This is a genomic window from Exiguobacterium sp. UBA5002 (genome assembly GCF_002396765.1).
Taxonomy (GTDB): domain Bacteria; phylum Bacillota; class Bacilli; order Exiguobacteriales; family Exiguobacteriaceae; genus Exiguobacterium_A.
Map to the genome: position 1 here is coordinate 14,614 of NZ_DGYQ01000031.1, position 21,922 is coordinate 36,535.

26 protein-coding genes and 1 riboswitch are annotated in these 21,922 nt (G+C 50.2%); of the genes, 20 read left to right on the top strand and 6 right to left on the bottom strand.

The genetic code is table 11. The annotated features are described in order from the left end of the window. Positions 1-11: 11 nt before the first annotated feature. From paaA to paaX, 11 genes are all read left to right on the top strand, one after another. Positions 12-983 (top strand): 1,2-phenylacetyl-CoA epoxidase subunit PaaA, encoded by a 972-nt coding sequence (paaA, locus tag B4C70_RS09445; RefSeq protein WP_050678958.1) that lies wholly within the window; start codon positions 12-14, stop codon positions 981-983. Positions 984-997: 14 nt separating this feature from the next. Beyond that, positions 998-1,342: a 1,2-phenylacetyl-CoA epoxidase subunit PaaB gene (gene paaB, locus B4C70_RS09450; protein WP_023466991.1), complete on the top strand. Its 345-nt coding sequence runs from the start codon at positions 998-1,000 to the stop codon at positions 1,340-1,342. Then, positions 1,339-2,124, top strand: a complete 786-nt coding sequence (gene paaC, locus B4C70_RS09455; protein ID WP_290778759.1) for a 1,2-phenylacetyl-CoA epoxidase subunit PaaC — start codon at positions 1,339-1,341, stop codon at positions 2,122-2,124. Before paaB ends, paaC begins: the two co-directional genes overlap by 4 nt. Before the next feature lie 14 nt (positions 2,125-2,138). Then, entirely contained in the window at positions 2,139-2,633 is a 495-nt protein-coding gene (gene paaD / locus B4C70_RS09460) for a 1,2-phenylacetyl-CoA epoxidase subunit PaaD (protein ID WP_290778763.1), read from the top strand. Positions 2,634-2,648: 15 nt separating this feature from the next. After that, positions 2,649-2,972 (top strand): EthD family reductase, encoded by a 324-nt coding sequence (locus tag B4C70_RS09465; protein WP_290778766.1) that lies wholly within the window; start codon positions 2,649-2,651, stop codon positions 2,970-2,972. Then, a complete protein-coding gene (locus B4C70_RS09470) occupies positions 2,950-3,729 on the top strand; it encodes an enoyl-CoA hydratase/isomerase family protein (protein ID WP_290778769.1) in 780 nt (259 codons plus the stop codon). Before B4C70_RS09465 ends, B4C70_RS09470 begins: the two co-directional genes overlap by 23 nt. A gap of 5 nt (positions 3,730-3,734) precedes the next feature. Then, on the top strand, positions 3,735-5,243 hold the full coding sequence (locus B4C70_RS09475; RefSeq protein ID WP_058703594.1) for an aldehyde dehydrogenase family protein: 1,509 nt from the start codon (positions 3,735-3,737) through the stop codon (positions 5,241-5,243). Positions 5,244-5,317: 74 nt separating this feature from the next. Then, the gene (locus B4C70_RS09480) at positions 5,318-6,184 is read left to right on the top strand and encodes a 3-hydroxyacyl-CoA dehydrogenase (protein ID WP_290778772.1); all 867 of its coding nucleotides are present in this window, start codon (positions 5,318-5,320) and stop codon (positions 6,182-6,184) included. Beyond that, a complete protein-coding gene (locus B4C70_RS09485) occupies positions 6,181-7,389 on the top strand; it encodes an acetyl-CoA C-acyltransferase (protein ID WP_290778775.1) in 1,209 nt (402 codons plus the stop codon). The genes B4C70_RS09480 and B4C70_RS09485 overlap by 4 nt, the downstream gene beginning before the upstream one ends. Further along, entirely contained in the window at positions 7,386-8,153 is a 768-nt protein-coding gene (locus B4C70_RS09490) for an enoyl-CoA hydratase-related protein (RefSeq protein WP_290778778.1), read from the top strand. The genes B4C70_RS09485 and B4C70_RS09490 overlap by 4 nt, the downstream gene beginning before the upstream one ends. Positions 8,154-8,226: 73 nt before the next feature. Continuing rightward, positions 8,227-9,111, top strand: coding sequence for a phenylacetic acid degradation operon negative regulatory protein PaaX (gene paaX / locus B4C70_RS09495; protein ID WP_023467002.1), 885 nt, complete (start codon positions 8,227-8,229; stop codon positions 9,109-9,111). 56 nt (positions 9,112-9,167) lie between these two features. Here the strand turns inward: paaX and B4C70_RS09500 are convergent, their stop codons facing one another. Next, positions 9,168-9,707, bottom strand: coding sequence for a gamma carbonic anhydrase family protein (locus B4C70_RS09500; RefSeq protein WP_035399020.1), 540 nt, complete (start codon positions 9,705-9,707; stop codon positions 9,168-9,170). Between the two features lie 90 nt (positions 9,708-9,797). Between B4C70_RS09500 and B4C70_RS09505 the strand changes: the two genes are divergently transcribed. The 4 genes from B4C70_RS09505 to B4C70_RS09520 all read left to right on the top strand — a co-directional run bounded on the left by B4C70_RS09505 (position 9,798) and on the right by B4C70_RS09520 (position 12,481). Continuing rightward, entirely contained in the window at positions 9,798-10,736 is a 939-nt protein-coding gene (locus B4C70_RS09505; protein ID WP_290778783.1) for an NAD(P)H-dependent flavin oxidoreductase, read from the top strand. Positions 10,737-10,873: 137 nt separating this feature from the next. After that, on the top strand, positions 10,874-11,302 hold the full coding sequence (locus tag B4C70_RS09510) for a DMT family transporter (RefSeq protein ID WP_058265576.1): 429 nt from the start codon (positions 10,874-10,876) through the stop codon (positions 11,300-11,302). Positions 11,303-11,317: 15 nt separating this feature from the next. Continuing rightward, entirely contained in the window at positions 11,318-11,986 is a 669-nt protein-coding gene (locus tag B4C70_RS09515) for a Crp/Fnr family transcriptional regulator (RefSeq protein WP_290778788.1), read from the top strand. Between the two features lie 12 nt (positions 11,987-11,998). Next, positions 11,999-12,481, top strand: a complete 483-nt coding sequence (locus tag B4C70_RS09520) for a DMT family transporter (RefSeq protein WP_214856060.1) — start codon at positions 11,999-12,001, stop codon at positions 12,479-12,481. Between the two features lie 76 nt (positions 12,482-12,557). Here B4C70_RS09520 and msrA read toward each other — a convergent pair whose 3' ends face one another. Next, a complete protein-coding gene (msrA, locus tag B4C70_RS09525) occupies positions 12,558-13,088 on the bottom strand; it encodes a peptide-methionine (S)-S-oxide reductase MsrA (RefSeq protein ID WP_056063762.1) in 531 nt (176 codons plus the stop codon). Between the two features lie 94 nt (positions 13,089-13,182). Beyond that, positions 13,183-13,286: riboswitch (SAM riboswitch) on the bottom strand. A 62-nt stretch (positions 13,287-13,348) separates the two neighbouring features. After that, positions 13,349-14,527, bottom strand: coding sequence for a M20 metallopeptidase family protein (locus tag B4C70_RS09530; protein ID WP_290778792.1), 1,179 nt, complete (start codon positions 14,525-14,527; stop codon positions 13,349-13,351). Positions 14,528-14,604: 77 nt separating this feature from the next. Here B4C70_RS09530 and B4C70_RS09535 point away from each other — a divergent pair, with 77 nt between their 5' ends. Then, a complete protein-coding gene (locus tag B4C70_RS09535; RefSeq protein ID WP_035411012.1) occupies positions 14,605-14,898 on the top strand; it encodes a putative quinol monooxygenase in 294 nt (97 codons plus the stop codon). 55 nt (positions 14,899-14,953) lie between these two features. Here the strand turns inward: B4C70_RS09535 and B4C70_RS09540 are convergent, their stop codons facing one another. Both B4C70_RS09540 and B4C70_RS09545 read right to left on the bottom strand, forming a co-directional pair. Continuing rightward, positions 14,954-17,308 (bottom strand): C40 family peptidase, encoded by a 2,355-nt coding sequence (locus B4C70_RS09540; RefSeq protein WP_290778795.1) that lies wholly within the window; start codon positions 17,306-17,308, stop codon positions 14,954-14,956. Between the two features lie 141 nt (positions 17,309-17,449). Continuing rightward, a complete protein-coding gene (locus B4C70_RS09545) occupies positions 17,450-18,004 on the bottom strand; it encodes a GNAT family N-acetyltransferase (protein WP_133208350.1) in 555 nt (184 codons plus the stop codon). 269 nt (positions 18,005-18,273) lie between these two features. On the opposite strand from B4C70_RS09545, the gene B4C70_RS09550 reads away from it, so the two are divergent. The 3 genes from B4C70_RS09550 (at position 18,274) to B4C70_RS09560 (ending at position 19,789) form a co-directional block, all read left to right on the top strand. Further along, positions 18,274-18,603 (top strand): DMT family transporter, encoded by a 330-nt coding sequence (locus tag B4C70_RS09550; protein WP_290778798.1) that lies wholly within the window; start codon positions 18,274-18,276, stop codon positions 18,601-18,603. Then, positions 18,600-18,917: a DMT family transporter gene (locus tag B4C70_RS09555; protein ID WP_290778800.1), complete on the top strand. Its 318-nt coding sequence runs from the start codon at positions 18,600-18,602 to the stop codon at positions 18,915-18,917. Before B4C70_RS09550 ends, B4C70_RS09555 begins: the two co-directional genes overlap by 4 nt. Positions 18,918-19,045: 128 nt before the next feature. Continuing rightward, on the top strand, positions 19,046-19,789 hold the full coding sequence (locus B4C70_RS09560; RefSeq protein ID WP_215085086.1) for a general stress protein: 744 nt from the start codon (positions 19,046-19,048) through the stop codon (positions 19,787-19,789). Between the two features lie 111 nt (positions 19,790-19,900). Here B4C70_RS09560 and B4C70_RS09565 read toward each other — a convergent pair whose 3' ends face one another. After that, positions 19,901-20,716 carry an aldo/keto reductase gene (locus B4C70_RS09565; RefSeq protein WP_047391522.1) on the bottom strand — a complete coding sequence of 272 codons (816 nt, stop codon included), beginning with the start codon at positions 20,714-20,716 and terminating at the stop codon, positions 19,901-19,903. 132 nt (positions 20,717-20,848) lie between these two features. Here B4C70_RS09565 and B4C70_RS09570 point away from each other — a divergent pair, with 132 nt between their 5' ends. Next, the gene (locus B4C70_RS09570; RefSeq protein ID WP_290778809.1) at positions 20,849-21,874 is read left to right on the top strand and encodes an iron-containing alcohol dehydrogenase family protein; all 1,026 of its coding nucleotides are present in this window, start codon (positions 20,849-20,851) and stop codon (positions 21,872-21,874) included. The last annotated feature ends 48 nt before the right edge of the window (positions 21,875-21,922 follow it).

Here is a 21,922-nt window from a genome sequence, read left to right on the forward strand (position 1 = left end):
GAGGAACTAGCATGTATGATGCAACACAACTGTTCGAACCCGTACAACTGACGGAAGAAGAAAAATTAGCACGCTTCAAGGAACGGATTGAGCAAGGTGAAAAGATTGAAGCTGATGACTGGATGCCTGCTTTTTACCGGGATACGCTAATCAAATTGATTTCGATGCACGGTATCAGTGAAATCATGGGTGCACTTCCGGAAAAAGAATGGGTTCCAAAAGCACCATCACTTCGCCGGAAGCTCGGCATCATGGCGAAGGTCCAGGATGAGATGGGGCATGGACAACTGTTGCTTCGTGTCGTCGAGGATTTGATGAAACCGTATGGCAAGACACGCGGGGATTTGATGGATGATTTGTTCACAGGACGATTGAAGTTTCACAACGTCTTCCACATGCCGACGCGGTCATGGGCTGATGCCGGGGTGATCGGTTGGCTCGTCGATGGCGCGGCGATCATCACGCAGACGAACATGCTCGGTGCTTCATATGGACCTTACGCACGGGCTTTGCAACGGATCTGTGCGGAAGAGGTCTTCCATGCGCAACACGGAGAGTCGATCATCATGGCACTCGCGGAAGGAACACCGGAACAGCGGGCGATGATTCAGGAATCACTGGATGAGTGGTGGGAATCCTTATTGATGTTCTTTGGACCAGCCTCGAAAGAGACGACCGGGACATCGAAACAGGACGTGACGATCGCCTATAAGATTCGGACGAAAACGAATGAAGAGTTACGGCAAAACTTCTTTACGAAGTACGTACCACGGATTCGTTCACTCGGACTCGTCATTCCGGATCCGACGTTACGTTTTGATGAAGAGACAGGGCAGTGGGAATATGCACAGCCAGACTGGACGAAATTCAAGACGATCATCCAAGGGGGAGGACCACGTTCGAAAGAGCGACTGGACCTGCGCCGGACATCTTATGAAAATAACGCCTGGGTACGGGATGCACTCGCTGAAACGAAGGCATGAGAGGGGAAAGCACGATGAACGAGACGTTTTATCACGAATTCGAAGTCTTTAGCAAACGGACGCCGAACGCGGCGTTTACCCATCAATTCAGCTTGCTCGCTCCGAACAAGGAGATGGCACTGTTGATGGCGCAAGAAAACTTCATGCGCCGGGAACCGGTCGTCGACATCTGGGTCGTCAAACGCGAAGATATCCGTGGTTTATCACCTGATGAGAAACAGATGCTCCAACGCCTCGACAATAAAGACTACCGAACGACCAAAGGATACGGCTACTTGAAGAAAAAATGGCGTCATTACGAGCAACAGATGCTCGATGAAAAAGAGATCATGTCTTGGCAAGGAGGCGATTCCAAATGACGGAACAAGAACGGACGGCACTCGCCTCCTTACTCTATCAACTCGCGGATGATGATTTCCTTTACGCGTATCGTGGTTCGGAATGGCTCGGACTCGCACCGCATATCGAAGAGGACGTCGCTTCGTCTTCGATTGCGCAAGATTCAATGGGACACGCGGCGATGTATTACCAACTCCTCGAAGAACTCGGCGAAGGAAATGCTGATGCATTAGCTCATGTCCGACTGGCGCATGAACGGAAGAATTCGATCCTCGTCGAACGTGTCAACGGACCTGGCTACTACATGGAGAAGCCTGAATATGACTGGGCATTCGCCGTCGTACGGAACTATTGCTACACGGTCGCGAAAAAGATTCGGATTGATGCCTTGAAATCGAGCAGTTACGAGCCACTCGCTACGGCTGCCGTCAAGATCAACATGGAGTTGTACTATCATTTGCTGCACTGGCAAACGTGGTTTACCCAGCTTTATCAATCGACGGAGACGGCGCGACAGAAGATGGATGCAGCCTTAGAAAAAGTCCTCTATGACTTCGGTGACATGTTCGATTATGGCGAACACGGTCAATTGATCGAAGAGATGCGGTTGATCGAAGGGCAAGGCATTTTACTCGATCGTTGGTATCAGACGATCACACCGTTACTCGTCGAATTGAACGTGACGCTTCCGGAAATGCAGATGACGCGTAACGGGCGGGACGGCGATCATACGGAAGATTTGAATGACGCGCTTGCGACACTCGGAGAAGTTTACTTGATTGATCAGATGGCGACGTGGTGAAAGGAGAGGGAAGCATGACGACGACACTCCATCACGCGATCCGGGAAGCCCTGAACGGGGTGAAGGATCCGGAAATTGATAGTGTCAGTATTTTAGATCTTGGCATGGTCGAGACGATGGACGCGGAAGCGACGGAGCATGGTTACCTGGTGCGCGTCACGCTTCTCCCGACGTTCCTCGGTTGCCCGGCGCTCGAAATCATTAAAAAAAACACCGAATCCGCCTTGCAGGTGATTCCGAATGTCGAACAGGTCGACGTCCAGTTCCGGTTTGATCCACCGTGGACATCGGACCGGATCACGGAACAAGGCATGCAAGGATTGAAGGAATTCGGCATCGCTCCTCCTCGGTTTGAGCAAGGGAAGTGGGAGATTGACTGTCCGTATTGTGGATCGACGTATGTGACGATGGAAAACTTATTCGGACCGACAGCATGTCGAAGTATTCTCTACTGTAAATCGTGTAAAAATCCATTCGAGGCGATGAAACCCGTCTCTACTCTCATGTGAAGGAAGGTAATCAATATGGCAAAATTAATCGCACTGTACAAACATCCGGAAAACAAGGAAGCATTCGATCAGCATTACTTTGAGGTCCATGGTCCATTGACAGCAAAAATTCCAGGACTGCAAGAAATGATTGTCACGAAAATCGTCGGCTCACCAATGGGCGGAGACGGAAAGTACTACTTGATGTGCGAGATGATCTATGAAAGTCAGGAAGCGATGCAAGCAGGTATGCGTTCGCTCGAAGGAAAAGCGTCCGGGAAAGACTTGATGAGCTTTGCGGGGGATCTCGTCACATTGATGATTGGTGAAGATGTCCATGCCGACACAACAGTACGTTAAGACGGAAATGGTCGATCGGATCGGTCGGATTCGACTCGACCGAACGGCACGATACAATGCGCTGAACCGAACGATGGTCCGGGAAATCGTCGAGGCGATGGAGACGTTCGACCGAGACGAACGGGTGACGGTCATCGTCTTGACCGGAAACGGAAAATCGTTCTCAGCGGGCGCCGATATCGAGGAGATGCTCGAGGCGACACCGATCTCGATGGAACTCCTCGATCCGTTCGCGGACTGGGACCGGATCAGTCGAATCAAAAAGCCGATCATCGCAGGTGTCCACGGTTTCGTCCTTGGCGGCGGCTTTGAACTGGCACTCGCTTGTGATTTAATCTACGCCGATCCCGAGACACAGTTCGGATTCCCGGAAGTCGGACTCGGCGTCATGTCAGGAGCAGGCGGGACGCAGCGCTTGACGAAATGCATCGGTCGGACGCGAGCGCTCGAGTGGCTCTTCACCGGAGACCGGATGAAGGCAGAGGAAGCGGAACGACTCGGTATCATCAACCGGGTGACGGCTGATGTCGAAGCGACGGTGCTGGCGATGGCAGAGCGGTTATCGAATCAACCGAGCATGGCGTTGCGGTTGATTAAGGACGCGGCAAACAAAGCCATTGATTTATCGTTACAGGATGGGATGGAGCACGAACGCCGTAACTTCTATCTCTTGTTCGCGACAGCCGATCAAACAGAAGGCATGCTAGCATTTCTCGAAAAACGATCACCGATTTTCAATCAACAGGAACAGGAGTGAATACAATGTCGACAGTACATGAAAAAACACTTGAAATGAAACGGTCCGTCTATCATTTGCTCATCAACGGCGAACAAGTCGAGGGTGCAACAGGCGAGACATTTAAAACATATAATCCGGCAACAGGTGAAGTGATTGCGGAAGTTGCAAAAGCGTCGAAGGAAGACGCCGATCGCGCCGTTCAAGCCGCACGCGATGCGTTTGATCACGGGAAGTGGAAGATGTGGCCGGTCGGCCGTCGGGCACAAATCTTGAATAAGATTGCGAGCATCATGCGTTCCCGCTTCAACGAAATCGTCGAACTGGAGATTCTTGATACAGGGAAATCACTGGCAGCGGCGCAAGGACAAGTCACGCAAGCGATCGAAGACTTCGAGTTCTATGCGGGTGCAATCGTCGGCCACCGTGGTGTCGTCAATAACGTACCGGGACAATTCCATAACTACACGGAAAAAGAAGCGGTCGGTGTCTGTGCACAAATCATTCCGTGGAACTATCCGTTGATGATGGCAGCTTGGAAAGTCGCACCAGCAATCGCAGTCGGTTGCTCGGTCGTCGTCAAACCAGCGACATTGACACCATTGACAGCGATCATTCTCGGTGAGATTTGTCTAGAAGCTGGCGTACCAGCAGGTGTCGTCAACGTCATCCCGGGATCCGGACGCGAAATCGGCAACCATCTCGTTGAGCATCCTCACGTCGATAAAGTCGCCTTCACGGGCTCGACGCCAGTCGGTAAAGACATCATGGGACGTGCGTCCGAGACGTTAAAACGAGTCACACTCGAACTCGGTGGGAAATCACCGAACATCGTCTTTGAAGACGCGGATGTGACAGCAGCTGTTGATGGTTCGTTATTCGGGATCTTCTATAACAGTGGTCAATCGTGTGAAGCGCGCTCGCGCCTGTACGTCCACGAAGAGATCTACGACGCGTTCATGGAACAGTTCGTCGCGAAGACAAAACAACTCGTCCTCGGTAATCCGTTTGATAAAGGGACACACGTTGGAGCGATCATCGATCAACAACAGGTCGATGTCATCGATGGATATGTCCAGTCGGCGAAAGCGGACGGCGCAACGATCGTCACAGGTGGTCACGCGACAGCACCAGAAGGATACGAAAAAGGATTCTGGTACGCACCGACGATCATCACGGACGTCACGCACGAGATGAAAGCGGTCAATGAAGAAATCTTCGGACCGGTCGTCGTCGTCATGCCGTTCAAAGATGAAAAAGAAGCGATTCGCCTAGCGAACGATACATCATTTGGACTCGGATCAGCCGTTTGGACGAAAGATGGCGCGAAAGCGACACGTGTCGCGAATCAAATCAAAGCCGGCATCGTCATGGTCAACTGTCCGTTCTCTGCCTTCCCGGGCACACCGTTTGGTGGCTACAAACAATCAGGATTCGGTCGAGAACTCTGTATCGAGACGCTTGATCTGTACACGGAAACAAAAAGTATCTTGTCGTATTACGGCAGTCGTCCACTCAATCCGTTCGGACTATAAGCAAGAGGGAAGGCTAGAGTTCCGTCGGGAAGTCCAGCCTTTTTTAACAGCACAGGGGATAAGGGGGAATTCAGATGGTAGAACAACTCGTCGTCGTCGGATCCGGCGTCATGGGACGTGGTATCGCTTATGTGGCCGCACACCGCGGATTTCAGGTGACACTCGTTGATATTAAAGAGGAATACGTCAAAGGAGCACTGCAAGAATTAGAACGAATCGCGGAAAAAGGCATCATCCGTGGCAAGATGACGACAAGTGAGGTCGAGGGACTGTTCGATCGACTGCATCTGTCGACCGACCTAGCTGAGGCGGCACAACAAGCGGATCTCGTCATTGAAGCAGTACCGGAACAACTCAGCATCAAACAGCAAGTCTTTGAAACGCTAGAAGCGAATGCACGTCTGGACTGTTATTTCGCAACGAACACGTCGACGATGAGTCCGACGGAGATCGCCTCCTTTACGAACCGGGCGGACCGGGTCATGGCGATGCATTTCTTCAATCCGGTCCATCTGATGCCACTGATCGAGCTCGTTCGTGGTCTTGAAACGTCGGATGAGACGGTCGCAGCTCTTGAGCAGGTAGCGCGTCAGATGCAGAAGGAAACGGTCGTCATCCGTGAGTTTCCTGGGTTCGTGACTTCGCGGATCAGTGCGCTCGTCGGAAACGAAGCGTTCTACATGTTACAAGAAGGACTCGGGACACCAGAAGAGATCGATAAAGCGATCAAACTCGGCTTAAACTACCCGATGGGACCATTCGAACTCGGGGACTTAGTCGGACTTGATACTCGGCTCCACAACTTAAAGTATCTGCATGAGAAGCTCGGAGAAAAATACCGTCCGGCACCACTACTCGAACAGTATGTTAAAGCGGGCAGACTCGGTCGTAAAACCGGTCGTGGCGTCTATGACTATACGAATCGCGAGGTGACATCATGAAACGGGTCGCCATCATCGATGCCGTTCGGACACCGATCGGTCGCTATAATGGCGCGTTGCGTCAGGTTCGTCCAGATGACTTAGGAGCACGCGTCATCGAAGCGTTGCTTGAGCGTAATCCACAAGTCGATCCGAAGACGATCGAGGAAGTCATTTTTGGCAATGCGAATCAGGCGGGAGAAGACAATCGCAACGTCGCCCGGATGTCGGGATTACTAGCTGGTCTACCGGTCGAAGTCGCCGGTACGACGATCAATCGCTTATGTGGATCTGGACTGGACGCCGTCATCGCGGCAGCGCGTGGGATTGCCTTAGGTGAAGGTGATATCTATATCGCTGGTGGAACGGAAAGCATGACGCGTGCACCGTTCGTTCTCGCGAAGCCGGATCAGGCCAACCCACGTGGCAACCAGACGATGTACGATACGACGATTGGTTGGCGCTTCGTCAATGATCGTTTAGCAGATCAATACGGAACGGATTCGATGCCAGAAACAGCTGAGAACGTCGCCCGTCAGTACGGAATCTCGCGCGAAGCACAGGACGACTTTGCGTTCGAAAGCCAGCAACGCGCAAAACGAGCCATCGAGGCAGAGCACTTCACGGACGAACTGGTTGCGGTCACACAAACAGACCGGAAAGGTAACGTCAGCGTCTTCGACCGCGATGAACATCCTCGTCCTGAGACGACACGTGAGAAACTGGCGACACTTCGTCCGTTATTCCCAAATGGTACCGTGACGGCGGGGAATGCTTCAGGTGTCAACGACGGTGCGTCGGCGTTGTTATTGATGAGTGAAGAAAAAGCAAACGAACTCGGTTTGACGCCGCTCGGGTATTACCGGGCGAGTGCGACGGCAGGGGTCGAACCTGCCATCATGGGGATCGGACCGATCGACGCAACGGAAAAAGTCCTCCGACGGGCAAGGTTGACGGTCGAACAGCTCGATCAAATCGAGTTGAACGAAGCGTTTGCGGCTCAAAGTCTTGCCTGTATCGAAGCACTTGGTTTACCAAGCGAAAAAGTCAACGTCAACGGCGGTGCGATCGCCTTCGGTCATCCACTCGGTGCGAGTGGGGCCCGGATTTTGACGACATTATTGCATGAGATGCGCCGGACGAACCGGACCTATGGTCTCGCGACGATGTGTGTTGGAGTCGGACAAGGGATCGCACTCGTCGTCGATCGGGAGGGACTCGTATGATTCACTTAGAACGAGAAGGCTATATCGCAATCGTCCGGATTGATCGTCCAGAACGTTTGAACTGTCTCGATTATCCGACGCTTGTCGCTTTGCAAGAACAGGTCGATGCGTTATCGGTCGACCCGGAAGCGCGGGTCGTTCTGTTTACGGGAACGGGGAAAGCATTTAGTGCGGGTGCCGATTTAAAAGAACGCGTGCATTTAAACGAAGAAGAAGTCCGGCGTAATGTCCTTGCGATCCGGAATGTCTTCACTTCGATCGCACAATTGCCGCAACCAACAATCGCAGCCGTCAACGGTCACGCGCTCGGCGGTGGGTTCGAGTGGATCCTTGCCTGTGATTTCCGTTTTCTCGTCGAGGATGCACTCGTCGGCTTGACGGAAACTAGCTTCGGGATCATTCCAGGAGCCGGTGGAACACAACGCTTGCCACGACTGATTGGGGAGACTCGGGCAAAGGAATTGATCTTCACGGCGAAAAAAATCGATGCGATGACAGCAGAACGATACGGACTCGCGACAGCCGTCGTCGCTCGGGAAGCGTTGATGACGACGTGTCTTGAGTTTGCCCATCAAATGTTACAGAATGGTCCGATTGCCTTGCGCCAAGCGAAGCGAGCGATTGATCAAGGGCGGGATGTCTCACTCGAAGAAGGACTACAGCTCGAAACGGAAGCCTATGAAGTCGTCATTCCGACGGCTGATCGTCAGGAAGCGCTACAAGCCTTCGCTGAAAAACGAGCACCACGCTTTGAAGGAAAATGAGGATGGTCGACGTTTGAAATAACCCGTATACTAACGATACACACTATGAACGACTGAAGAGAGAGTGAATACCATGAGTGCGAACACCCAATCGATGATCTTTACGATTTACGGCGATTATATCCGCCATTACGGCAATCAAATTTGGGTCGGGAGTTTAATTCGACTCGTCAAAGAGTTCGGACATAACGAGCAGGCCGTTCGGGTTGCTGTGTCCCGAATGGTTAAACAAGGCTGGCTCGTCTCCGAGAAACAAGGAAATAAAAGCTTCTATTCATTGACACCACGTGGGGTGGAACGGATGGAGGAGGCCGCACGCCGGATCTACAGATCAACACCGCACGACTGGGACGGGAAGTGGCGGACGCTGATGTACACGATTCCGGAGGATAAACGCCAGATTCGTGATGAGCTCCGCAAAGAACTGACGTGGAGTGGGTTTGGCAACTTATCGAATGGGGTTTGGATCTCACCGAATCCACTTGAAAAAGAGGCGGAACGATTGATCGCGTCGTACGAGATCGAAGAGTATGTCGATTTCTTCGTCGGTGAATACCACGGTCCGAAGCAGGATCAATCCCTCGTCGAGCGTGCGTTTCCGCTGGAGGAATTGCAGGAGCGTTACGAGACGTTCATCACGGATTACAGCCGGCAATACATCGTCCATCAAAGTCAGCTCCAACTCGGAGAAATGACGGATGAACAGTGTTTCGTCGAACGGACGATGCTCGTACATGAATACCGGAAGTTTCTATTCACAGATCCCGGATTACCGCAAGAACTGTTACCAGATGCGTGGAGCGGACATCACGCGGCGCTCTTGTTCGAACAATATTACCGATTGCTCGCACAACCAGCGAGTCGGTTCTTCGAATCAATCTTTGAAGAGACGCACGATGTGTCGCAACGCAGTGCCTCGTACGATGCGGCGGAACATCCGCTGTTTGCGGAACGGTGAGCATTTATTCGAATGAAAAGAGCGGGACGGATCAGTTGATCCGCCCCGCATTCGTGTCATTCAGATGTGTTCTGTTCAGCAGATTCTGCGAGAATGTTTCGGAAGGCATATCCTTTATCGACATAAGAATCAATCGACTCCTGAATCATCGCAAGATCCGCTTCTGTTAGTTCACGCACGACTTTACCGGGTGAGCCGATGATCAGCGAACGGGGTGGGAAAACTTTTCCCGATGGAATTAACGTATTCGCCCCGATGATGCATTCTTCACCGATCTCTGCGTGATCAAGAACGGTCGCACCCATTCCGACGATCGAACGACGTCCGATTTTGCAACCGTGTAAAATTGCGTTATGTCCGACCGTTACTTCATCTTCAATGACGACGGGTGCCCCTTCATACAGATGAATCGTCGCGTTGTCCTGGATACTGCATCGTTTCCCAATCGTAATCGGTCCTTCGTCACCGCGTAAGACAGCGTTGAACCAGACCGTAGACTCGGAACCGATCGTGACGTCTCCGATCAGATAAGCGCCAGGAGCGATGAATACATCGGAGGCGACGTTCGGATGAATCGATTGATACGGAATCTTCATAACAGAATACCTCGTTTCTATAATAAGATGAACTACTATTCATTCCATGTCAGTATAGCATGTGAGTGAAGTCGAGAACGGAGGAAAGACATGTTTCCGATTTGTGAGCTCTTTAAAATTCGATATCCTTTGATCCAAGGAGGAATGGGTAACATTAGTCATGCGGCGCTGACGGCAGCGGTTTCGAATGCCGGGGGACTCGGAACGCTCGGGTGCGGGACATTGTCGGTCGATGAAGTGGCGTCGCGGATTCACGAGACACGAATGCTGACGGATCAACCATTTGCTTTGAACATCGCGATTCGGGTGTCTCCTTATACGGAAGCACTGATTGATCTCGCGATTGCAGAAAAGATCCCGGTCGTCTCCTTATCGGCAGGAAACCCGGCACCGTACATAGCGCGACTTCAAGCTGCCGGCATCAAAACGATCGCGGTTGTCGCTTCAGTCAAACAGGCGTTAAAGGCAGAACAGGCGGGCGCTGATGTACTCGTAGCGGAGGGAGTTGAAGCGGCAGGTATCAATTCACCGCTCGAGTTGACGACGCTGACCTTGATTCCGCAACTCGTCGATCGGGCCAACATTCCGGTCCTGGCAGCGGGTGGGATTGGTGACGGCCGTGGACTGGCAGCTGTTCTGTTACTTGGTGCGGCTGGTGCCCAGCTCGGAACACGATTGATCGCGACGGAAGAGGCGAAGGTTCATTCGGCATACAAGGCGCACTTAATGGATGCGACCGATACCGATACACGTATCATCGGACGTTCCGTCGGATTCGTCCGACGTGTCCTTGATGGTCCTTACGTCGAACGACTCACAGCAGAGACACCTGCTGCTTTTCTCGATCAGACGAATGAGTCGTATCATATTACGGGCGCTCTTGAGGGCGATGAGGAGAAAGGGTATGTCAACGCTGGACTGGTTGCGGGATTGATTCATGATGTGCCGACTGTTGCGGAGTTGTTTACGCGCATGATGGCGGAAGCAGAGGAACAGCTGAAACAAACGACGACTCGTTTTACGACATGAGTATATAGTGAGGGACCCGTGATGCCACTTGTGGACAGCGGGTTTTTTCATGTTTTTTTGAAAATGGGACATTTGTCCTTTTCAAGTAGGGCACGAGTAAGGTCTACTCTAGTGTAGAGATTAAAGGAGGAGATGACGTGCAAGGAGTCGTGTTTGCTTTGATGAGCGGTCTGTTCATCGCCCTGCAAGGCATATTCAATGCGCGCCTTGCGACAGGCGTCGGACCGTGGTTGTCCGTATTGATCGTCCACTTTGTGGGTCTGATGGGTTGTTTAGTCATTTACAGTTTCGTACGAGATCGGAAAATCGGTGGCTTCCGTCAGTTACCGTGGATTTATGCAAGCGGCGGTTTGATTGGCGTGCTAGTCGTCGTAACGGAACTGACAGCAATCCAAAAACTCGGGATGACATGGGCGATGTGTTTATTACTCGTCGCACAGATTTTATGTGCGTTTGTGATTGATTTAAAGGGATGGTTCGGTGTCTTAAAAAAACAAGGAAATCGTGGTCAGTGGGTTGGTGTGGGTCTCATGCTTGCAGGAGTTGCGATTTTCTCACTTGCCTAAAGGGAGGGAATAAACATGGAAACCGTCATTCAACAGTACGGACTGGATACGATTTTGACGGAAGAGACGCGCGCTTGGTTGCGTCAAGAAACCTTCCAAAAAGGGGAACTCCTCTGTACGACAGGGGCAGCGATCGACCGGATGTACTTCATCGTCGCAGGCAAGGTCAAGATATCTGCTGCCTCGTCAGAAGGGAAACAGCGGATTCTGCGATTCAAGACACCACTGACAGTGATCGGTGACGCTGAGTTCATCAACGAACGGGAAGTATTGAATACGGTCGAAGCGGTGACCGACGTCGAGGTGTTGAGCGTACCGTATGCGATTTTACGCGAGCACAATACGACGAACGTCTTTCTGCAATTTTTATTACGCACGATCACAGCCAAGTGGTATGCCGACTCGAAATCAGCGACGCATCACGTGTTGTATACCGTCGAAGAGCGATTTGCAGGGTATTTGTTATCGATCGCTTCTGAAGCCAGTGACAGTTTGTTTTATCAGGAGATGCGGACGTCGAACCTGCATGACGTCGCTGACTGGCTTGGAACGAGTTATCGCCATCTCAACCGGATCATCACGAAATTATGTGAAGAGGAGATTCTCGTTCGACGACGCGGGAAAATCATCATCGTCGATTTGGAGCGGATTCGCGAGAAGGCGAACGGTAACAGCTATGAGTAAGGAGGAACGAACATGGTAATAGGAATCGTGTGTGCCGTGTTGGCAGGGATGTTAATCAGTTTACAGACGGTATTGAATGCTCGGATGAGTGACGCGTTCGGTGCTTGGGCGACAACGACGCTGGTCTTCTTCGTCGGTTTCATCGGAGCAAGTGTCACGTATGTTCTGTTTCGTGGTGGAACAATCGGACAGATCCAAAACGTATCGCCACTCTATTGGTTTGGTGGACTTGTCGGTGTCGGCGTCGTTTTTTGTGTCATGCGTGGGATTCAGTTGCTTGGTCCGTCCATCGCGATCTCTGTCGTTCTGATTTCGCAGTTAAGCTTTGCTCTTGCTGTTGATACGTTCGGCTGGTTCGGTTTACCACAAATTGATTTATCGTTCGGTCAGCTCGTCGGTCTCGCCGTCATGGTATGTGGGATCTTCGTTTTGAAGCGGTATCAAGTCGTCGCGCCGGAAGAGAGGGCGAAGGATCAAGTAGAACGTGTTTCATGACTTATTTTTTTCATAACAATGGAACAGGTCAGCAAACAAATGTTTACTGACCTGTTTTTTATATGCATTTTTTGAATTAGACCGTCGTCGTATCTTTCCATTCCTGTTCGATGAAAGCATCGCGCCCAGAAGCAGCACGATCTTTTTTGTAGTGTTCTGGATTTTTCTTATGGAAGTCTTGATGGTACTCTTCCGCTGGATAAAATTCAGAAGCGGCATCAATCCGCGTCACGATTGGCTGTTTGAAACGGTTGCTTGCAGCAAGAGCGTCACGAGAAGTAATCGCAGCTTCATGCTGCGCATCCGTATGATAGAAGATTGCTGGCGCGTACTGCGTACCGCGATCTTGGAATTGACCTTCTGCATCCGTCGGATCCGTTTGGGGCCAGTAGAGTTCAAGTAAACGCTCGTACGGGAACAGGCTCGGATCAAACGTGATTTGGACGACTTCGAGATGTCCCGTCGTTCCTGTTTTGACTTGCTCGTACGTCGGGTTATCGACGTGTCCGCCCATGTAACCTGATACGATTCCCTCGATTCCTGGTAATTCTTCAAATGGTGTCACCATGCACCAAAAACATCCACCTGCAAATGTTGCTTTTTCCATCTGTCTCTTCCTCTCCGTGGGAAATCCCCATTGTATGTCTGACAGCGAGAAAACGAAAACGACTCCTTCGCTTGGTTGCAAAAGGAGTCGCCGCTTTTTATCAACCAAAGCTTTCGCTTTGCTGGTCGTAGCACCTTGCTATGCGCAGGTTGCTGGGACGTCATCGATCCAGATCTCTCGGTCCACTCTTGATAAGGGTATATGAAGTTGATGTCATTCGTTATCATTGTTGTGATGATACCATTCACAAAGAAATAAAGTCAATCCTTAGAATTTAAGGCACGTAAAACGGTTGCTCCAAGTGTCTTCGCACCGATCAACAACGCTTGTTCATTGATCTCGTACTGTGGATGGTGCTGCGGATAGTTGACGCGACCGTCCGTATAGCCAGAACCCGTAAAGAAATAACTACCCGGGACGTGTGTTAAGTAATGTGCGAAGTCGTCCGCAGCCATCATTGGTGTGAGTGCCCGGACGGATGCTTCCGGTAAGAAAGCAGCAGCTTCCTGAACGAGCTTTGTCTCGTCCGGGTGATTCCAGAGCGCCGGGTAACCAGTCGTGAAGTCAATCGAATACGAAGCACCGATGCCGGCACACGTCGTCTTAGCGACAAGATCGACTTCTTGCCGGAGCTGATGCCGCAGTGTCTCGTTGAACGTTCGGATTTCCCCGACAATGCGTGCCTCACCCGTAACGATATTTGGTGCTGTTCCTGCATGGAAAGAACCGATTGCGAGAACAGCCGGCTCAAACGGATCGACCCGTCGACTAACGAGATGTTGTAAGTTACAGACGAGTTGCGCTCCAGCGACGAGAGCATCTTTTGTTTTATGCGGTGCCTGGGCATGCCCACCTTGACCATGGACGATGATTTCGAATTCGTCGATCGCACACAATGTATGTCCTTCCCGAAACCCAATCGTGCCAACTGGTAAATCATTTTCGAGATGTGTCGCGAAAATTGCATCGACCCCTTCGAGGACGCCGGCTTCGATCATTTGGATTGCTCCGCCGGGGAAGACCTCTTCGCCATGCTGGTGAATGATCCGAATCGTTCCTTGCAATTGATCGCGTATCGGATAGAGCGTAGCAGCAAGGGCCATCACCATCGCCGTATGACCATCGTGTCCACAAGCATGCATGACCCCGGGATGGATCGACCGGAAGGCAAGCGTCGTCTCTTCCTGAAGCGGTAAAGCATCAAAATCGGCACGGACAGCAATCGTCGGACCAGGCTGTTTGCCTTCGATCGTCGCGACGACACCACGACCTCCGACGGCTGTTTGATGAGGAATGCTTTGTTCTGCGTAAAAGGCGGCAATCCGTTCTGGTGTGCGGACTTCCTGGAAGGATAGTTCCGGATGGCGGTGGAAATCACGGCGTAATGCGATCATCGTCGGTTCGAATTGTTCGAGTGCTTCAAAAAGTTGAGTTTGCATGTTCTAGCTCCTTTAACGTGTGTCTTTTCGTGAAAATGGGTACAGATACAGGTAATCACGAAAGGGGATAATGTAACATGGGAGAAATCGTCGTTAATGCTGTACTTACCATCAAAGCTGGACTTGCGGATCAAGTCTTCCCGATTTTACAAACGGTTTATCATGCTTCACAAAAAGAAGAAGGATGCTTACGTTATTCCTTGCACCAATCGATCGAGGATGAGCATCAATTCATGCTGTATGAAGTGTATCGGGACGAAGAAGCGCTTGAAGCGCATATCGCATCCGACCACTATAAAGCCTATCGTGAACAGATCGAATTATACTTGATGGACCGACAAGTGGCGAAATACGTCGAGATGACTTTCTGACGTGTTGCGATAAGAAGAGACGAACCCGTCGAAACCGACGGATTCGTCTTTTTTATTACATCGATTTAAAGCCGAGGAAATGCTCCTGCCAACGCGGTTCGTAAATCGAGTTGATTTGAAGCTGTGAACCGCCTGCATGGATGAAGTGTTCGCTATCGAGCATGATTCCGATATGCGATGGACCATCCGTGTAGGTGTTCTGGAAGAAGACGATATCCGAGCGTTTACCACTCGAGATACTCGTCCGGCGATTCGTAAAGAAAGCACCATACCAGTAGCCACGAACATTCGTCCGACCACCGTATTTTCCAGCCTTGTTCGTCGCGTAGTGAATCAAACCGGAACAGTCAAAACCACCGTTCACGGCATCTTGCGAACCCCATGTGTATGGTGTGCCGATATGTTGGACGGCTGCTTGGATCAGCTTTTCACCACGCGTATTGTTCTTTTTGACGACCCGTTTATCGGACGTGATCGTCACGGCGGATACAGGAAGATAAACAGGTGTCCAGCCTGACTGGATGACATAGAAGTTTCCGACTCGATGACGCGGATAAACGCGTTTGCCTTGTTCAACGAGTCCGCTACCTTTTGGACTTGTCGGACTCGCAAAGAACGACGTCGTCTGTTTGACCGTATAGATTTTCGCCCGGTCGATCGCTTTTTGTGTCAGTTTCATATCGGGTTTGCTCGTGCTGATATAAGGGTTGAGGACGTAACCCGTCTGACCATTTGCCAGGCGAACTTGCCAAAAATCATCATCAATTGATTTTAGACCGATTAATTTCGTCCCTTTCTTCAAATAGGCAGCTGGGCGACTGTAAGCCACGTCGGCAGAGAAGAGGGGCGTCTGGTCCAGATGGACATAAAATGTCGTGCCTTTTTTTGCTTTTGCCGTCGGCTTGTTCAGTCCGATGCGACTCGAATCGACGAAACCAAAGGTGTTTTTATATTTGACGCGTGTATAATAACCGCTTTTTCCGTAGATCGAAATCGAGGCCCCTTTTTTGAATGTGCCGATTTTTTTACCCGATAGTTTTGCCTGCGAACGAATGACGACATCGTCTTCCGTCACGTAGCGTTGGCCAGTGACGTCATACAGATCCGGCTTTTTCGTGACGAGATCCGTCGTCTTGACGTAACCGTAGACCGATCCTTTTTTCAAGCGTGTGTAACTGCCGCTTGTTCCGTAAATCGTTAGCTTATCAGCTCGTTTGACGGAATACATGATTTTGCTCTTCGTCGACGCAGATGTGTAGACGGACAAGTTGCGTTTCGCGTATCGTGTCCCGGTTGCTGCATAGACTTTTCCAGTACCGAGATCAGCTGTCTTGACGTAAGCATGAACTCCACGGAAGATGATCCGGCTATAGGCACCGCTTGTGCCATACACCGTCAGCAGCGTATTCGTTTGATGGTGCTTCAAGACAGGACTTGAAGATTTGGCATCCGAATAGATCGGTGTAGCACGCTGAACATAGAGGCGTGCAGTCTTCGAATAGTATTTCAATGTACCAAGATGTGCCGTCAGCACATAGGCATACTCGTCGTTTCGTTTGATTCGTGTAAATGATCCCTCGATGCCGTACGTTTGAAGCGAAGTATTCACAGGAAGCGATTGTACGACTTTTCCTTTCGTAGTCGCAGTAGCATAGACCGTCGTCTGCTGTTGGACGTAACGTAGCCCTGTTTCCGGATGGTTCACGACCTGCGCATCTGCTAAATCAGTCGTCAATACGAAGGCGTAACCCGTCTTAGTCGCAACACGCGTAAAAGTATCGATCGTACCGAACGTTTCGAATGCTTGATTTTGAGTGACGACTGTCTTCGCGCTTGTCGTCTTCGGTTCAAAGAAAAGGGAAGTCGCTCGTTTGGCATAACGCGTTCCAACTAATTTCGGAAGTTGCTCGAGTTGTGTCGTAGAGACGTAGACGTATTGCTCGTTCCATTTCAGACGCGTGAACGTGTCGAAAGTGCCGTATGTATCAATTCGCTGATAGGCGGGAAGTGTCGTCACGACGGTGGAATCAAATGGTGAAGCAACTAATGAGAGTGGACTTTTCGACGTCAGTGTTGCTTGTTTTTGAAAGACAGGTGCTGTTTGCGTTAACGCGTTTGTTGCGACATAAGCAGTGCCTTCTTGCCAACTGACACGAGTGAAGTCACCGTCCGTGCCGAGCGTCTTCAATGTCGTTCCTGCTGGTAGTTGTTGAATGACCGTTGTGGAATCAGCCGTTTGTAGCAACGCGGCATCCTCTTTCACATAAGCCGTCCCGGTCGTCTCGGTGACTGTTTGTGTTTCTGCTGTCGGTTGAGCAGGTGGCGATTCAGCGAAAGCGGGTGCGGGTAAAACCGAGCTCAGCATTAACGTTGCGGCAAGTCCAGCAACATGAGCAGTCCATTTTTTCATCAAGAGGTTCACTCCAATTCTTAAAATTTGTCATTATGAATAGTGTAGCATGCGCTTGTTTAAAAATTGATAAAAATCAAAAAAATAGGAGATTGTCCATAAAAAAACGGTATGCCTCGGCACACCGTTTGAAGTCATATGTTAGTTATCTTCTTCGTGATCCACTTGCCATTCCCAGTCGAGCATGCCGTAAATCAAGGAATCGCGCCAGTGGTCTTCGAGATAGACCGTCTCGCGAAGCTGTCCTTCCTTCGTCATGCCGACCTTTTGCAACACGCGTTCGGAAGCGACGTTTCGTGGGTCACACGTTGCCGTGATGCGGTGTAGTTCTAGTTTTTCGAAACCGAATTGGAGAAGGAAAGAGGCGATCGACGTCGCATATCCGTTCCCCCATTCATCAGGCGAGAGGACGTATCCGATTTCGGCGATTTTATTATCAACGTCTGTGATGACGAGTTCACCGGCACCGATGACGACGTCACTTGGAAACGTCACGGCAAAGACATAACGACGTCTTGGTGTCTCGAGTTCACTTTCAAGCGCATCGTGTAGGAATTGTTTCGTATCCGTTTCGGTATTCGGTCCCCACGACTGGAATTGACTGACGATGGGTTGTGAGGCATAAGCGTGAACCGCTTCTACATCTTCTGGTGTAAAACGACGAATCCGAAGTTGATCATTGATTTTATACCGCATGCAGCATCCTCCTCTTTCAGATGAAGTCACTTTGATTCTATTTGACAGATGGGGAACGGATTCCTGTTTGACATAGGAAAAAGGGCGTGCTAGGGTGGTTGTATCGAATGGAATAGGGAGTATCCTCTAGGGTTCCGTACGGCTGGACCGAGGGAGGAACATGGACGTTTGTCCATGCAACGGAGGGATAAAAGCCCGGGAGTAAAGCGAATCGTCTCGCTTACTCCCGGGCTTTTTCATTTGAATTTACCTATCAGGAGGCAATTACTATGGCAAAGTATTGGATTGGCATCATCGTCGCAGCGTGTTTTGAAGTGGGCTGGGTCATCGGATTAAAACATGCGGCAACACCACTTGAGTGGGCTGCAACGATCGTCTGTATCATCGTTAGCTTTACCGTGCTAATTAAAGCGAGTAACCATTTACCAGTCGGAACGGTCTATGCTGTCTTCGTCGGTCTCGGAACAGCAGGAACGGTCGTGACGGATATCGTCTTGTTCGATCAAGCCGCTTCCGTGATGAAATTAGCATTGATTGCTGTCTTACTCTTCGGCGTCATCGGTCTGAAGTTAGTCAGTGGAGAGGAGAAATCAGCATGAGTTGGATTTATTTAATCATTGCCGGAATCTTTGAGATGTTTGGTGTCGTCTTGATCAATACGTTCAATCAAAATAAGGATGCGAAGAATCTACTGTTGATGGGAACAGGATTCGGACTCAGTTTCCTATTCTTAACGCTTGCGATGAATGGTTTACCGATGGGAACGGCGTATGCGGTATGGACGGGAATCGGAGCAGCGGGCGGTGCGATTCTCAGCATGGTGCTCTATAACGAATCAAAAGACTGGAAGCGACTGGTTTGTATCGGTCTCGTCTTAAGTGCGACGATTGGTCTGAAACTCGTCGGCGAATGATTGTTTACATGTCAAACAGATGACGTTTTAACGGAACGCATATTTTTTGGCATATTTTAACGCAAAAGAGGAAATACTCCTTATAGAAGTCACGCATGACAAATCGTGTTAATAAGGGGAGAACATCCATGAAAACAAAACAATATATCGGAACGTTCTATTCAGAGGAAGAATTGATCTCAAAAATGGACGAACTGCACATTCAAGGACACCGGGAGGAAGACTTCTACGTCATCGTCAAGGAGAAGTCGAACATCGCACTCGTCCGTAGCCAAATGGACGCAGAAATCGCGACGACGAAACCGTCTTGGATTGATCGGATTCGTGGGAACAAAGGTCGTGATCAAGAAGTCGATGATCTGTTCGGGTCACTTGATCTATCAGACAATGAAATCGAACAACGCAAAACGGAAGTCGAAGGTGGGGGCTTCGTTCTGTTACTTGAAGTCCAAGACATCCAGTTCGATCCACATTTAAATACAGACAATACGCATCCTGATGTAAAAGTCCGTTATGGTAGTGGCGAAGAGACGCATACGTCATCAGATGCGAACTCCAATGCACAGCTCGGCTCCGGTAATCCGCTTGATGTTGATAAAGATTCGAAGGAAGAGCATGCAGAGATTGATTTGCACCGTGCCGGTACGGATAAGATGCCGCAAGACGAGCAGGCAATCGATCATTCAAAAAAACTCGACGGGAACCGGGAACCGGACATCGCGATGCGTCGGGATGACGATTTCCGCCGGCCGGAAACAGAACGCGAGGAAAAAGAACATGATGCAACGCAAGACGGCGAAGAACATCGTCAATCGAAACATCAATCGGATGACATCGCCAAGCAAGACCACGGAAATAATTTAGACCGCTAAAATAATAGACTGGAATCACGTTTTAGGGGCACCATCAAAGAAGGTACTTTTCGGATCAAATCCGAAAAGTACCTTCTTTTTGTATAGAGATTAAACGAGAATCGTCTCGTCTTATTTATGATCCGGATTTGATCCTGTACGCACGTTAGCGTTCAATTGATCAATCGCTTGGATATCAACGTCTGACAGGCTGAAGTCAAAGACATCGAGATTTTCGCGAATGCGGCTTGGCGTAACGGATTTCGGAATCGCAACGATGTCGTGTTGCAGGTGCCAACGGAGGACGACTTGAGCCGGCGTTTTCTGATGACGATCGGCGATATCGACGATGACCGGATGCGTCAACGCGTCGCGTCCTTTCATCAACGGACTCCAGGCTTCGACGACGATACCGTGCTTACGGCAAAAATCTCGGATTGCTTCTTGGCTGAGGAACGGATGGAGTTCGATCTGATTGACAGCAGGAACAATCGATCCTTCGGCTAAAATCCGTTCCAAGTGAGGAATATGGAAGTTCGAGACACCGATGGCACGCGTCTTTCCTTCTGCATAGAGATGTTCGAGCGCCCGCCATGTCTCGACATAACGATCTTCTTTTGGCATCGGCCAATGAATCAGATACAAATCGACGTAATCAACACCAAGCTTTTGTAGACTCGTCTCGAAAGCGGCAAGTGTTTCTTCGTAGCCGTGATCAGAATTCCAGACTTTCGTCGTCAGAAAGATCTCTTCCCGGGAGATGCCCGAGTCACGAAGGGCGCGACCGACGCCTTCTTCGTTCTCGTAAATCATCGCCGTATCGATTGAACGATACCCGGCGCGGAGTGCTTCGCTGACCGCTTCATATACTTCTTTTTCTGGTACTTTAAAGACACCATATCCGAGTTGGGGCATGCTGATGCCGTTATTTAACGTAATCTGTTGCATCGATTCATCGACTCCTTTGTAGTAAATTCTTCTCTTTTCTAGTGTACGCGCTCCTCTTGTAAAAATCGAATGATTGCCGAAGTGAGTTCTTTTGCGTATACTGAGCGATAACAAATATTAGGAGGCGATTCTGTGATTCGACAAGCTGTTTTACAATACATACATGAGGAACACGCACTGGATCAACTCGAAGAAGTGATAGGCGATCGTTCAGCAGTCCTGATTCATGGACGTCAAGCCTATGAAGCAGCCGCTTTTGCTTTACCAGAATTACCACGTTTTTTATTTGAAGGACATTGTACAGATCAACAGGTGGAAGCTTTCAAACAAGCATGTGCTCCGTACGATGTGATTCTTGCACTCGGAGGTGGGAGTGTCATCGATACGGCAAAACAGGTCGCGTTTCAATTACATCGACCGATTGTCGTCATTCCGACGATTGTCTCGAACTGTGCTCCGTGGACTCCGCTGAGTGTCATGTATAACGAAGAGGGACAGTACATCCGATTTGATACGTTCCCCGTCGTGATTGAAGCGCTTTTACTCGATCATCGGATCATCGCAGCAAGTCCGTATGACTATTTCGTCGCCGGACTCGTCGATACGCTAGCGAAGTGGTATGAAGCACGTGCCTTAAGCGGATCATCGGCTGAGGATCCCGTCATCGAGATGGCACTCCGGACAGCTGAGCGTTGTAAGGATCTTATCTTGTCGACGACTATAACGGAAACGCGTTTTCGTGAGTATCCTGTTGAAATCCAACATCTCGTCGAAACTGTCATTCCGTTAGCCGGGAGCATTGGCGGTTTTGGTGACGCGGCGACGCGTGGTGCAATCGGACACGCAGTGCATAACGCGTTGTCTCCTCATCCAGAAACGCATGCGTTTTTACATGGGAGTAAGGTCGGTTACGGACTACTTGTTCAGGAAAAGCTACTCGGACATGATGATGATTATGTAGAGTTGCGTGACTATCTTCTTGCACAAGAGCAGCCGACGGCACTCGCAGATTTCGAATTATCGCTCGATGTCGTCGAAACACTTGCTTTACGGACAGCGCAAGAGGAACTATGCCGTCTGTTGCGTCCGATCGTGTCAGCAGAACAACTAGTGGATGCTATCACACGTAACGAGACGGTTTCTGTTTCGACGACTTAACATAAAAATACGCACATGGACCGAATCATGAACTGCTCCCTGTCAAGT